This is a genomic window from Oribacterium sp. WCC10, from assembly GCF_900113415.1.
In the GTDB taxonomy this organism is placed as follows: domain Bacteria; phylum Bacillota; class Clostridia; order Lachnospirales; family Lachnospiraceae; genus Oribacterium.
This window is the reverse complement of the sequence record NZ_FOPH01000010.1, coordinates 110,842-125,525: the sequence shown is the minus strand read 5'-3', so window position 1 is coordinate 125,525 and position 14,684 is coordinate 110,842. Positions and strand designations below refer to the sequence as shown.

General features: G+C 43.5%; 6 protein-coding genes and 1 rRNA gene. All 7 read right to left on the bottom strand.

Annotated features, from left to right (window positions below; genetic code table 11):
* Window positions 1–448: ribosomal RNA gene (locus tag BM294_RS09055) — 16S ribosomal RNA — on the bottom strand; the annotation flags it as partial.
* Window positions 449–1,229: 781 nt separating this feature from the next.
* Window positions 1,230–6,428 (bottom strand): hypothetical protein, encoded by a 5,199-nt coding sequence (locus BM294_RS09050; RefSeq protein WP_091207177.1) that lies wholly within the window; start codon window positions 6,426–6,428, stop codon window positions 1,230–1,232.
* Window positions 6,429–6,715: 287 nt separating this feature from the next.
* Window positions 6,716–8,869: an ATP-dependent helicase gene (locus tag BM294_RS09045; RefSeq protein ID WP_091207174.1), complete on the bottom strand. Its 2,154-nt coding sequence runs from the start codon at window positions 8,867–8,869 to the stop codon at window positions 6,716–6,718.
* Window positions 8,869–9,852, bottom strand: coding sequence for an aldo/keto reductase (locus tag BM294_RS09040; RefSeq protein WP_091207172.1), 984 nt, complete (start codon window positions 9,850–9,852; stop codon window positions 8,869–8,871). Before BM294_RS09040 ends, BM294_RS09045 begins: the two co-directional genes overlap by 1 nt.
* A gap of 483 nt (window positions 9,853–10,335) precedes the next feature.
* Complete coding sequence (locus tag BM294_RS09035; protein ID WP_175494613.1) at window positions 10,336–12,372, bottom strand: HelD family protein; 2,037 nt, start codon at window positions 12,370–12,372, stop codon at window positions 10,336–10,338.
* A 168-nt stretch (window positions 12,373–12,540) separates the two neighbouring features.
* Window positions 12,541–13,677, bottom strand: coding sequence for a GTP-binding protein (locus tag BM294_RS09030; protein WP_091207167.1), 1,137 nt, complete (start codon window positions 13,675–13,677; stop codon window positions 12,541–12,543).
* Between the two features lie 12 nt (window positions 13,678–13,689).
* Entirely contained in the window at window positions 13,690–14,490 is an 801-nt protein-coding gene (locus BM294_RS09025; RefSeq protein ID WP_175494612.1) for a sigma-70 family RNA polymerase sigma factor, read from the bottom strand.
* Window positions 14,491–14,684: the final 194 nt, after the last annotated feature.

The following is a 14,684-nucleotide window of genomic DNA, read 5'->3' as shown; positions in this document are numbered from 1 at the left end:
CTGCTGATAGAGCTTTACATACCGAAATACTTCTTCACTCACGCGGCGTCGCTGCATCAGAGTTTCCTCCATTGTGCAATATCCCCCACTGCTGCCTCCCGTAGGAGTTTGGGCCGTGTCTCAGTCCCAATGTGGCCGATCACCCTCTCAGGTCGGCTACTGATCGTCGCTTTGGTAGGCCGTTACCCTGCCAACTGGCTAATCAGACGCGGGTCCATCTTACAGTGATAAATCTTTTCACCCTGTACCATGCGGTACTGTGTGCTTATGCGGTATTAGCAGTCTTTTCAAACTGTTATCCCCCTCTGTAAGGCAGGTTACCCACGCGTTACTCACCCGTCCGCCACTCGCTCGGTAATCACTAGGTTTCATCTCTTGCTCGTTCGACTTGCATGTGTTAGGCACGCCGCCAGCGTTCATCCTGAGCCAGGATCGAACTCTCATCTTAAATGTTAAGAGATTTCTCTCTTTAAGTTCTTCCTTGTTTGTCATCGTTGAGCTTGTGGCTCACCGATGATCCTGCTTACGCAGGACGTCGATCATAGATCGGCGCATATCGTTCCGGAGTTTTCATCAGAAAACTCCTTCAACTCAAAACTAAAGCTTGGCTTTTGTTCTGTCCGTTACTATTTACTGCGAATAAATTCGCTTGACCTCTTTGGTCGTTTGCTTCAAAGTTCTTTCGAACTCTTCCGCTCTGAATTTTCTTTTTCAAAGAATCTTCAGGGTCTGTGTATTAATCGATCTTTGATTTTCAAGGTTCTTATGTGCTCTTTTTCAAGAACTGATGTTCCGGTTCTCTCGAGCGCTCAGTTAATATATCAACTCTGTTTGCGGATGTCAAACACTTTTTAAATATTTTTTGAAAAGATTTTTGGGGTGGTTTTTATATTGCTGAAATATACGAATTACACGCATTTATGGTTGTTTTTGTTTTGATCATATTGGACAATTCATCAGAATTCTGCATTATCGCATAATACTCTGAAACAGTTTTTTTTTAACCGGTGTTTAGAAGGTTAATATCGTATGGATACAGATTAATTAAGTGAGAAAAATAATGGTAAGACTTTTCATACAAATCGATACAAAAATCACAACTGTGATTTCGGTTTTTTTACAACAAAAGAAGAGCGGTTTATGGTTATAATCCGCTCTTCTCTTGCACATATCGAGTTTGAAGTTAGATTTATGAAAAGAGAGTGATCTCTTAACAAGTGGTTTGATTATCAGATGCTATCTTTTCTGTTTGATGAGTTTGCTTTGGCATTTGCAAGCTTTCTTCTTGTAAACTCTTCAACTGTTAATCCTGCGATAGCTGCAGGGATAAGGAACAACCAGTTCATATGGAATGGCTTATCGGTTGTTTTTTCGTTTAATGCAGGAAGAATATCTGTATTATCGATGGTTGAAGATGCATCAGTTGAGGTCTTTGATCTTGAAGCACCAAGAACTCTTCCGTCCTCTTTAACCTCAGTTCCGGTAATCGTTGTCTTTTCATCAGATGAAACTGCTACTGTATCAGCCTTGTTTGCTGAGTTAACAGTTTTCTTGCCTGTAACTGACTTGATTTTCACAGATGATTCATTTGATGTGACAGTTTTTGGCTCAGTTTCAATATTAGCTGTTGTATTAGCTCTTGAAGCACCAAGAACTCTTCCTTCTGTTCTTGTATCTTCTCCGATAGCAGTATCTACTACATTATCGTTATCAGCTGAGCTAAAGTCATATCCTGCTCCGGATACTGAAGATCCTGAACCTCCGGATGATCTTGAACCGGAACTTGTAGTATTTGTAGTATTTTCTGTACCGGAAGTCGTGTTTGTATTATCCGAATCGGATAATGCTGACTCATTTGATGTTTCGATAACATTAGAATCAGCGCCGGATTCTGTTGTCTTTGCATCGGATTCGGCTACAGCGGCATCAAGTTCTTTCTGCTTGTCTTTTAGTTTGGTTTCTGCTGTCTTAAGCTCTGTTTCAGCATAAGTGAGAGTTTTCTCGGCATCTGTAAGTTTAGTCTTTGCACTTTCAAGTTGTGCGGCTAATGTATTAAGAGTTACTTCATACTGAGCCTTATTTGCTGTATTTAAAGCAGAGAGCTGATTGATCTTCTCTTCAAGAGTTTTAACCTGATATTGAGCTGTATTGACAGCCTTTACTGCATTATCTGCTTTTGTCTTAAGTTCTTCGTATGCATTAAGTGCTGCTGTGTAAGCACTACCTGCTTTCTCAATAGCGACCCTAACCTGTACGAGATTATTCTGAGCAATTTCGTTTGAAACCTTGGCCTGTTCGGCAAGAGATTTTTTCTCATCGGCATTCTTGACAGCAGTCTTAGCATCTGCATCCAAAGTATCCGCATTAGCTTTTAATGTCTTAGCATCTGTATCCAAAGCCTCAGCCTTAGCTTTCATACTCTTAGCTTCAGCGTCAAGAGTCATGGCATTAGTATTCATAGACTTAGCTTCAGCATCTAGAGTCTCGGCCTTAGCTTTCATAGACTTGGCTTCAGTAGCTAGAGCGTCGGCATTAGCTTTCAAAGTCTTAGCTTCAATAGCTAGAGCGTCGGCATTAGCTTTTAGAGTATTAGCTTCAATAGCTAATGCCTCAGCATTGGCTTTCATAGATGCAGCTTCAGTAGTTAAAGCCTCAGCATTTTTCATAGCCTGTTCAGCTTCGGATTTTTTGTTATTTGCCTCTGTTTGTGTAGCATTAGCAATTGCTTCGGTAGAGTTCTTTAATGCCAAAGCCTCACCATAAGCTTTGTCAGCGGTGTTTTTTGAGACAGTTGCCCTTTCTACAGCCTCCTGAGCCTTTTTAAGATCATTCTTAGCGGTTGTTAGCGCACTCTCCTTTGCAAGAGGATCGTTTTTGAGCTTTTCGAAAGTTGCCAGAGCCTCTGCATATGCTTTGTTGGCATTTGTTAATTTTACTGCGACAGAATCAGCAAGTGCCTGTTTTGCCTTTGCGTTGGCAGCGGCACTCTCAGCTTCAGTCTTCTTAGCAGCAGCTTCGGAAGCAGCATTCTCAGCCTCCTTCTGCTTGGCAGCAGCGTTGGCAGCAGCACTCTCAGCTTCAATCTTCTTAGAAGCAGCATTAGAAGCAGCATTCTCAGCTTCAATTCTTTTTGATGAAGCATTAGAAGCGGCAGTGTTGGCCTCATTTTGTTTTGTTGTAGCATTAGAAGCAGCAGTGTTAGCTTCAGCTTGCTTGGTAGCAGCGTTGGCAGCAGCACTCTCAGCTTCAATCTTCTTAGAAGCAGCATTAGAAGCAGCATTCTCAGCTTCAATTCTCTTTGATGAAGCATTAGAAGCGGCAGTGTTGGCGATAGCCTGTTTTGTTACAGCGTTAGAAGCAGCATTCTCAGCCTCCTTCTTCTTAGAAGCAGCATTAGAAGCAGCGCTTTCGTATTCTGATTGCTTAGTGGAAGCTAGTGTGGCAGCCTGAGTAGCTATATTGCTAAGTTGTTCAATATTTGATTTAGCTTTTTCTCCGGCATCGATGGCGCTTTTGGTCTCATTTTTTACTTTTTCTAAATTTAAGGTAGCATACTCTACCAATTTTTTTGCTGAGGTGTGATTGTTGTAATCAAGTCTGTTTGTGAAAGAATCCCCTATTTTGTCATAAGAAGTGGATATGTATAGCCTTCCAAGATAATGATCAGTTTTCTTTCTTTCGAATACAAAGATGTTATTATTAGCCTGGTCGGTTGTGAAATCAAAATAGCGTCTTACGCCGTCTACATAAACTACAAAGTAATGATCCAAGTCCGCTCTGAAAAAATCACTTTCCCCGCCATATTCAACAGATGAATTCTTAAAATACTCCTTAATAAGAGGAAGTGCAATATCTCTCATATTAGCTTCGGTAACTTGATAAGAAGTAATTAATGAAGAACTTCTGTGAACATTTGGCAGATCGGTATGGTTCTCTTCTATGGTTGATAAGTTTTTCTTGGCTGCTTCTAATTCTTTTTCAGCAACTTTAATACTATTCTTAGCGTTTTCTTCTAAAGCTAATATTTCTTTGGAAGAATTCTTAGCATTTTCCAAAGCTTCTGCCTTAGTGGCGGCATCAATCTTAGCCTGTTCAGCTATGGTTTTTTTAGTGGCAGCATCCTTAGCTGCGTTTTCGGCCGCAGATTTCTTCCTGGAAGCATCATCGGCAGCATTTTTTGCTTCAGCACTCAGAGTCTCAGCATTAGTTTTCAAAGTCTTAGCCTCAGCATCTAAAGCGTCGGCATTAGTTTTCAAAGTCTTAGCTTCGGCATCTAAAGTGTCGGCATTAGCCTTCAAAGTCTTAGCCTCAGCATCTAAAGCGTCGGCATTAGCCTTCAAAGTCTTAGCCTCAGCATCTAAAGTCTCAGCATTAGCCTTCATAGTTGTAGCTTCCGTGGCTAAAGCATCGGCATTGATTTTCATAGTTGTGGCTTCCGTGGCTAAAGCATCGGCATTGGCCTTCATAGTTGTAGCTTCCGTGACTAAAGCATCGGCATTGGCCTTCATAGTTGTAGCTTCGGTAGCTAAAGCTTCAGCATTTTTCATAGCATTCTCAGCTTCGGATTTTTTGTTATTTGCCTCAGTTTGTGCAGCATTAGCAATTGCTTCGGTAGAGTTTTTTAATGCCAGAGCCTCGCTATAAGCTTTGTCAGCAGAGTTTTTTGCGTTAGTAGCCTTTTCTACAGCCTCCTGCGCACTTTTAAGATCATTCTGAGCATTTGTTAGTACGCTCTCCTTTGCAGAAGGATCGTTTTTTATCTTTTCGAAAGATGCCAGAGCTTCTGCATATGCTTTGTTGGCACTTGTTAATTTTGCTGTGGCAGTATCAGCCAGTTCCTGTTTTGCTGTTGCGTTAGAAGCAGCACTCTCAGCTTCTTTTTGTTTTGCAGCAGCATCAGAAGCAGCATTCTCAGCCTCCTTCTGCTTAGCTGTTGCATCAGAAGCAGAAGTGTTAGCTTCTTTCTGTTTTGCAGCAGCATCAGAAGCAGCATTCTCAGCCTCCTTCTGCTTAGCTGTTGCATCAGAAGCAGCATTCTCAGCTTCTTTCTGTTTTGCGGCAGCATCAAGAGCAGCGTTCTCAGCTTCTTTCTGCTTGGTAGCAGCATTAGAAGCAGCAGTGTTAGCTTCTTTCTGTTTTGCAGCAGCATCAGAAGCAGCATTCTCGGCCTTGTTTTTCTTCTCCTCAGCGTCCTTGGCAGCGTTCTCAGCCTCTTTCTGTTTAGAAGTAGCCTCTTTTTCTTTTGCTTCAGCTTCTTCTGTTATGGCATTGAGCGTTTCGGCTTCTACAAGATTCTTCTTCTTTGCAACATCTTCGGCAGCAGCCTCAGTTTCATTTTTGAGTTTGGCAGCCAGAGCCTTTGCTTCCTCGAGATCTTTCTTGGCAGTGTTCGCATCGATATCTGCGCTTGCAATTGCAGCATCATACTTCTTCTGAGCATCTTTAAGATCTGAAAGTGCTCTGTTATACTTTTTGTCAAGATCTGAATACTCTTCTTCTGCAGAGGCAAGCTCTTTCTTAGCCACTTCAACGTTCTTTTTTGCCTCTTCCAGTACTTCGTTGGCAACATTTACATCGGTTGATGTGCTTTCAGGTTTTGCAGCTTTTTCTACGATTCTGTTTGTATCTTCAATAGTGGTGTTTATGTTCTTGATAGTGTTGGTTGCTGTATCAGTAACTATGTTGATGTCCTCTGAAACAGAATCAAGTTCTTTCTTGACTTCGATGATTTTTTCTTCAGCGGAAACAAGCTCTTTAACATCCTCATTAATCGCAGTTTTATCTTCACCATGCACAGTTTCCATCACATCAGATAAACCGGAATATGCATTCTTTATTTCATTGTTTGGCTCGTTTCCCAAGATGAAATCTGTAGAAACATCATTATTCTCAGTCTGCTTTTCGTTTTTCGAAATATTTTCTGACTTGTTTTCATCATCAGATGCGTTATTGCTTAAGCCTTGAGAACAGATGTCATCACCTTCGATATTTTCGGAAACATCAGATGATGAGTTATCCATTGTATCATCAGCGTTTACATCTTCACCATTGGATGTAGAGTCGTCTGAAGTATCCACATTCTTTATATCCTGAGATTGTGAGTCGTCATTATCGGATTCTGTAGAGTTATCAGATCCGGAATCCTTGGCCACATGATTATTCTTTTCAGCCTTGTCAATAGCACTTCCTACTGAATTTACTTCTCCTGCTGCTGTATCTACGCTTTCATTAAAGTTGTCATCTGCTGTTGAAACATCCTTTGTATCTGTTTCGGCAGAATCGGAATCTGATACTTCCACAGACTTTGAATCAGATGACTCTTCAGTCGTTCCCTCGGCTAAAGCTGTCATAGGCTGAATCGCCATGCTTGCGGAAATACCGATTGCCAATGCCTTCAAGATCTGCTTGTCAAGATTGTTCTTCTTCATTTTTACTACCCACCCATTTTCAAAATTCAAACTCTATATGTGTTCTCTAACTTCGATAGATGGCATATTACAGTATGGGGTATTAAAAATATCATCAAAAAGACATTATAAAATGATATTTTATAATTAATAATTAAGAGAAAATATCCACTTTTAATAAAAGGCATTATTTTGATGCGTATAGTAAGAAAAATTAATAATTCGGCGTAGAGACATTGGTTTTCTTATGGGAGGGTATAAAAAAAAGATTCCTGCAAAAAAATGCAGGAATCCGGGGCGTCATAGTATTATTCTTTTTCAAGTTTCACTCTGAATGAAATCTGTCTTTCTGTAGGCATATCATCAAACTGGATGGTGTAGGCATTTTTATCCATGTTGACCTCCCTGATGGTGCCGGATCCAAAAGCTTTGTGTTTTATCCTGTCTCCTGTCCGGAAAAGATCCTGTTCGGCAGTCACCCTGAAACGGGAATCAACCAGATTGATATAACTCAGTGTTTCGGATATAAGGCTGGCCTTTGGAGCTTCGGTATAGCTCAGCAGAGACGGGTCAATATCAAGTATGAATCTGGATGGATATCTGGGTGAGCCATCAAAGTTTCGTCCGGCAGCTTCTGAGATATACAGGCCTTTCTCGGCTCTGCTCATGGCGACGAAAGCAAGGCGTCTTTCCTCTTCCATCCCCTCAAGCGAATTGGTCTTTTTGGACGGGAAGATGCCTTCTGACATGCTGCACAGAAAAACATAAGGGAACTCAAGACCCTTTGCACTGTGAACAGTCATAAGTTTTACTTTGTCGGAAGTATCCGCTACATCCATGTTTGACAGTAAAGAAACACTCTTAAGATAACTCTCAAGATCAGTTTCCTCCCCGGCGCTTGTTTCAAACTCGAAAATCGATTGCTTTAATTCTGCCAGATTGTCGAGACGCTCCTGAGAGCCTTCGGTTCGCAGCATTTTCTCATAACCGGATTCGTGAAGTATGGATCCCAGCACTTCCGAGATGGTCTTATCCTCGTAAGAGGAGGAAAATTTTTCTATCATGGAAATAAATTCCTGGGCTTTAGTACCCTTGAAAAGCTCATTGTCAGAATTTCTGAGCAATGCTTCGTACAGTGTTCCGCCATTTGATTCTGTGTAGTCCTCAAGAAACTTCATGCGGCGCACGCCAAGGTTTCGTTTAGGAACATTGGCAATACGGCGGAAGGACAGGTCATCCTTGTAAACTATCATTCGAAGATAGCAAAGGGCGTCCTTTATCTCCATGCGTCCAAAGAACTGCACGCCTGAATATATCGTGTAGGGAATCTTCGATTTGAGAAACACCTCTTCTATGGTTCGTGTCACGTAGTGTGCGCGGTAAAGGCAGGTGATATCCCTGTATGGAACACCCATCTGATGGAGGGTTTCAATGTTTTTGACTATCCATGTGGCTTCCTGCACAGAGTCATCAGCAAGATGACAGACCACGGGAACTCCCGGTTCAAGAACCGGTGACAGATCCTTGGCAAGACGTTGTTTATTCTTACTGATGAGCGAATTGCAGACTTTAAGTATCTCCGGGGTGGAGCGATAGTTTTCAAGCATCATGATGGTTTTTGTGCCGGGGAAATGTTTGTCAAAATCCAAAAGGTACTTAACATTGGCACCACGCCATGTGTAAATGGTCTGATCCGGATCTCCCACTATGAAAAGGTTTTTGTGGTAACCGCAAAGAACCTCCATTAGCTTATACTGAAGCGGGTCAATATCCTGAAATTCATCAATCTCGATGTACTCAAGGCGTTTCTGCCACTTTAATGCTATGTCCGGATGCTCCTGAAATATATGCAGGCTCAGAATAATCAGATCATTGTAATCCACGGCAAAGGTTTTACGTTCCTGATAGAGATATCCGTAAAAAAGGATGTCATCTGTTTCGGTGGCATCCAGATACTTCTGATGAAGTTCATCTATGGGGAGATTGATCATGTCGAGATAATAGCTTGTTTCGGATATGCATTTTCTCATCTCAAACATATCTCTCGCACTTCCGAAGGTTCTGTCACGGAGAGTCAGTCCCCGCTCTTCGTAGATGATCTTCAGCATCTCATCGATGTCGCTGTTGTCCAGAACCATGAAGCTTTTCGGATAGCTGATGGCATGACTGTCTTCCTGGAGGATATTGACGCAGAAACCGTGGAAAGTATTGATGTATCCGGTGTCGTTGTCTCCCGTGAGGGCATGAATACGCTGGCGCATTTCATTGGCAGCCTTGTTGGTGAAGGTTACACAAAGTATGTTGCCCGGTAAAACCCCGAGATCATTCACAAGATATGCGAATCTGTGTGTCAGTGCCCGGGTCTTGCCGGAACCTGCTCCGGCAATGACTCTGACAAATCCTTCTGTGGTGGTGACTGCTTCAGTCTGAGATTCATTTAAACCAAATAGTATATCTTCCATCAAATGCTATCAATTTCCTTAAGTTCTTCTTCCGTAAATGCTGTATTTTCAAGTGCCTTTATGTCAGCGATGATCTGTGACGGTCTTGATGCGCCGATAAGAACGGAGGTGATCTCTTCCTGGTTTAAGAGCCATGCGAGAGCCATTTCAGGGAGTGACTGTCCTCTTTTCTTTGCGATGGCATCAAGTTTACGTACTTTGTCTAATGTCTCCGTCGTGAGCTTGGACTCATTCAGGAATCTGCCGTCGGTTCTTACGCGGCTGTCCTCAGGGATGCCTTCAAGGTATTTTCCGGAAAGGAGTCCCTGGGCAAGAGGTGAAAAGCATATGATACCCTTTCCAAGTTCCTTCGCGGTTTCCTTGAGTCCGTTGTGTTCGATGGTTCTGTCAAGCATGCTGTAACGGTTCTGATTTATGACAAAAGGTACATTGAGACGGGCAAGGATTCCGGTGGCTTTTCTGAGAGTCTCTCCGTCATAGTTGGACAAACCTGCATAAAGAGCCTTTCCGCTGTTTACAATCTGTGCGAGAGCGCCCATGGTCTCTTCCAGCGGAGTATTCGGATCCATACGATGGTGATAGAAAATGTCTACATAATCGAGCCCCATCCTCTTAAGGGACTGATCAATGCTCGCGATAAGATATTTTCTGCTGCCCCAGTCGCCGTAGGGACCATCCCACATAAAGTAGCCGGCTTTGGTTGAGATGATCATCTCATCTCTGTAAGGCATGAAGTTTTCTTTCACTATTCTGCCGAAATTTTTCTCGGCGCTGCCTGCTTCAGGACCGTAATTGTTGGCAAGGTCAAAGTGGGTGATGCCGTTATCAAAAGCTGTGAAGCACATATCTTCCATGTTGGAATAAACTCCGGTGTCACCGAAATTGTGCCAGAGTCCCAGGGAAATGGCCGGAAGTAAAAGACCACTCTTTCCTGAGCGGCGATAGGTCATATTTTCATATCTTTTTTCATTTGCAACGTACATAGCTGGTCACCTCGTGAAATTTTTTCATCAGCACATGCACACGAATGTGTGCGTGCCGGACATCATCAGTGAGTGGTAAATACTTTTAACACTCACGTCATATTGTGTCGGAAACATCAAAAAAATACGCGAATGGTTGCGCGCAATATAATTATACGCTCCCCGGGCATATTTTCAATACCTTCGGGGAGCGTTTATTTTAAAATTCAGGTGTTGAAGGGAAAAAATCAGGCTGAGGCAGGATTATAGAAGATCCAAAGGGATCCATATGAGACCGAGGTGCCAAAGCGTAAATCTCTATGGAAATACTGATTATACTAGTGTTTCCATAGAGCCTCCGGCGTCGGGGCATGAATTTTCAATGGAAGTTGATGCTTCGCATCGAAAATCCAGCCGGAGAAACGCTTTAATCAACGTTTCCCTGGAATCGGTTTCCCTAAGTGTTTCCAGGCCTTCGCCCGGATTCCTGTAACAACTGAATAGTTATTTCACGAGCGGAGACAATTCTCCGTCTGACAGGATGATAAGCTTCTCTGTAGCTCTCGACATGGCAGTGTAGAGTCTGTGTCTGAAGAGCTCTCCTTCAGGATAGTCTCGCTTCGTTACATCCGGAAGGATAACCGTGTCGAACTCAAGTCCCTTTGCAAGCTTAAGTTCCATGAGTACAACTCCCGACTTCGGAAGTGCTTCATAAGAGCGGACGGTGTGAGGGGCATCCTCACCAAGAACGCGGTTCAGCATGTTGAGTCCGGTCCAGTCTTCGCAGATGACGGCTGTGAGTCCCTCATCTCTTGTGTTCTCGGCGATAACTTGTCTTAGCTTTACTTCATAAGCCTCATGCGTATCACAGGCAAGAATTTCCGGTTCAATGCCCTCGCGCTGTACAGAATTGGTCTGGACTCTTATCTCCTTCGGCAGCAGGCTTGTGAAAAGACCTGTGATCTCAGGTGATGAACGGTAACTCGTCAGAAGGCTGAGATTGGTTACTTCCTTGCCGAGAGATGTGAACCATCTGTCAAGATCTCCGAAGGTAGCGGTTCCGCTGTGGATAGACTGGAACTCATCTCCCAGCATCATGAAGTGAGCATTTTTGAAATACTTTGTCATGAGCATGATCTGAGCCTCGGTGTAATCCTGAACCTCGTCCACTATGACATAACGTGTATTGTGGTCGCTGATACCGGTAAGTGAAAGCTTGAGATATGTATACTCAGCCGGAGTCAGGTCATCCTTTCCGAGGATGTGCTTTCCGATAGCATTTATGTCAAGCCAGTCAAGATTGCGTATTTTCTCGGCTGCGCCACCGAACTGGTTCACATCAGGATCCTGGTCGTCGAAATTGACGCTGTCCAGATCCAGTTCCTTGTTTTTCTTTTCCATCTTTCTGGCATTCTTTCTTGCCAGTTCCTGAAGCTCTTCCACCGCTGTCTGAATGATCCAGGAAGTTGAAGAGGTATTCTTGTACTTTCTGAGGACACCGGCAATCTGCTTTTTATCAAGAACCTTTGCGTGTTTCAGTGTGATGCCGTGAATATAACGCTCATCCAGTCTGAAACCAACCAGGCCCTCGTCTATCAGGTGAAGTGAGTCGGCTTCGGTAATGTCGGCCTCTCCGAGACTGTCAACTCCCATGGAATCAAGAAAATCCGACCATGTCATGGTGGTGGGATTGGCTTCACCCATCTCGGGAAGTACGTGATCTATGTACTGCTGGAATACCGGATTCAGTGTCACGAGGCATACCTGGTTGGGACGTAATGTATGGCGCCTTCTGTAGAACAGATATGCGATTCTCTGAAGCAGAACAGAAGTCTTTCCGCTTCCTGCGATACCCTGAACCAGAAGAACAGGTACGTCCGGATGTCTGATGATAGCATTCTGTTCCTTCTGGATAGTCTCGGTGATGGACTGCATCTTGTCGGTACGCTTTCTGGTAAGCGAATGAATCAGAAGCGGATCCTCAAGGGCAATCTTTGTATCGAAGTAAGCCTTCAGAACATTCCCTTCGATATCGAACTGTCTTCGGAGCTTAAGGTCTACAGGAATCTTTCGACCGTCGACCTCATAGGATGTCTCGCCCATCTGCTGATTGTAGTACACCTCTGCTATAGGGCTTCGCCAGTCAATGACAACAGGTTCGTGTTCCTCATTGGATACAGAAGTGGTTCCTATATAGTAGGACTCCTCTTCCGGTTCATCCGGGAACTGTACATTGATACGGGCAAAATACGGTCTGGGAAGAAGTCTGTTAACCTTGGAAAGGGCTGTACTTACGGTACGGCTGCTGATATTAAGCTCCTCTACAGCACGGCTCATGGTTTCAAACTCGATAAGAGTTTCCTGAGACTCTTCGATGCCCACAAAGTCGTATTGGAGATCGTCACTGACAGTATTCTTCTCTTCGCTTGCCTGATTCTGGAGGTCAATAAGTTCTGCCTCCATCTGTGTCTTCATATTGATGAGCCTGTCATAGAGCTCAGTGAGATGATTCTGTTCGTCTGTAAAAATATTATCCTGCATTATAAAAATCTTTCTTAAAAAATGTTTTGATCGTAACTGTTGTTTGATGTCAAATGCGTATATACGTACTATGGAAGAACAAATCAGTACCTGGGTACTGTGCATCATCAGTGAGTGGCAAATGCTTTTGAAACTCACTGCACCATATATTCCGGGGAATCCGTTATCCTATACTGTAACGGCTCCGGGGAAATAACCCGATATTATATTTTTATCGAGCTTTTCTCCGATGATTATAAGGACTTCCTGTGACGGTTTTTCGGTTGATCTGATGTTTAGTCCTTCTTTTGTGGCATTGACTTCCATGAAATGACCGGTTTTCATGATGTCTGAAATACTACGGTTCTCTCCGGGACTTTTTACGCCTGAGACGGTTTCGTCGAGAGTGTATTCAAGAGAAACACCTCCCGTGGATTCGGATAAAGCCACAAAGCCCTTTATTCTGATAATGTTTCCGGCGGAAGTATCTGACAGAAGTTCAGATATCCGCTGCCGGAGATCCGTTTCTGTGGTCCGGAAGTTTATGTAAAAAAGTGACTGAAAATCATCGCCATCGGTTAAAGGAAGCTTCACAATGGATGCGTGTTTATATCCTGCGCTTTTAATGGCCAGAAAATCCCGGTCAGTGAGTTCGTCCCAGCTTTTGGCGATGATGTCCTTCTCCAATAAAAAGCTTCGTTTACAACCGAAAAGCTCAAGTGACGAATTAAGATACTCTATGGTGGCTGAAATAGCATCATGCCGGGCGGTATCCGGACTATGCCTGTAATCACTGCTGTTATCAGTCAATGATCGAATGTCATCTTTCGCATGAAATGCATTTTCCATAGAGTCTATCCTGCTAAGAACTATCTTTCCGGCGCAGGCACTTTCCGATGCAAGCAGATATCTCGCCTTCTTGGAAAGACCTGTGTCTGTGTGTGCATCAACTATGGTGATAATTGAGCCTATCTCATACCATCTGTCCAAAGGACTTTCACACAGTGTATCGAAGAACTCGTCCATATCGTAGATTCCGCTTGGCTCGATAATGACTCTGGTGTAGCCAAGCATCCCCATACTGATGAGCTTGGTGCGAAATCTTCTCTGATGAGCTGCGGCACCGTCTCCGCCCACTACCATCTCAAGTTCGCAGTTAGGTCCCAAAAGATCATTGAGCAGTACCATGTCAATGTTTATGGCGCCGTAGTCATTCTCCAGGATACAGATTCGTTCCCCCTGAGATATGAGGTACTCAGCATATTTCTTTATAAAAGTGGTTTTTCCGGAACCTAAAAATCCGGTTATAAGGTCAATTTTGATCATAAGATTTTTCTTTTAATCCAGCTCTCTTCGAAGCTTCTTCAGAGCTCTGATTTCCCTTTGTCTTATGGCTTCAATGGAAACCTCGTTAAGTGTGGCAATTTCTTTCAGTGTATGCTGTTGTCCGTCGTAAAGTCCGTAACGGAGAACCAAAGTGTCGCGTTCATCGTCGCTTAGGACACTTAATGACCGGTAGAGCTCCTGATGAAGCTCCTGCTCCAGCACAGTGTCTTCGACATTGTCAGGCGATATCTCCATATCACCAAGCTCTGTGGAATCGTCATCATCAGAGCTGATCTTCTTGTTTAGTGAAGTGGTTCCCAAAACAATGTTGTTGAGACTCAGGCACCGGCGTACTTCCTCTTCGGAGAAGCCGGAATCCTTCATGATGGCGTGTATCATGTCCGTGCCCTCAAGATGCTCGAGATCGTACTTTCTCAGAATGGACTGCACCTTAAAGATACGTTCAAGCTGATGGTTGGACAGACGAATGCCGAAGCCTGCATTGTAGATTTCCTTTACGATACTGTCACGAATCCAGTAAACAGCATAGGTCGAGAACTTCACTCCGAATCCGGGATCGTAATTCTTGGCAGCTCGTATCAGGCCGATCTTTCCTACGCTTTCCAGATCTTCAGCGCTAAGTGTGTGGTTCGATATATTAACATAATTTCGTACGATCTGAATGATGAGCCCTTTGTTTTTGTCACAGAGTTCAGCTTCTGCATCAGAAGTTCCGGTGCTGTGCTGAATGAGTTCCACCAGTGCTCTGTTTTCTTTTTCAAGCGTTTCATAGTTTGCCGGTGATTTGTCCAAAATTCGCCTCCAAGACTCTTAACCTCAGATGATGAGCAGCACGCACACATTCGTGCGCATAAAGCCGGAATCCTTACAGATTCCTTTGAAGCGCTCAAATCAACGTGCAAGCACGTGATTCGGCACTTTTGACCCTTGTCATCAGATAAGTCTATCTATTGTAGCATTTTCGCAGGAACGGGTCAAAAGTATTT

Excerpts from the sequence above, each read along its gene's own strand:
- BM294_RS09050 (WP_091207177.1), bottom strand. The coding sequence starts at position 6,428 with ATGAAGAAGAACAATCTTGACAAGCAGATCTTGAAGGCATTGGCAATC.
- BM294_RS09045 (WP_091207174.1), bottom strand. The coding sequence starts at position 8,869 with ATGGAAGATATACTATTTGGTTTAAATGAATCTCAGACTGAAGCAGTC.
- BM294_RS09040 (WP_091207172.1), bottom strand. The coding sequence starts at position 9,852 with ATGTACGTTGCAAATGAAAAAAGATATGAAAATATGACCTATCGCCGC.
- BM294_RS09035 (WP_175494613.1), bottom strand. The coding sequence starts at position 12,372 with ATGCAGGATAATATTTTTACAGACGAACAGAATCATCTCACTGAGCTC.
- BM294_RS09030 (WP_091207167.1), bottom strand. The coding sequence starts at position 13,677 with ATGATCAAAATTGACCTTATAACCGGATTTTTAGGTTCCGGAAAAACC.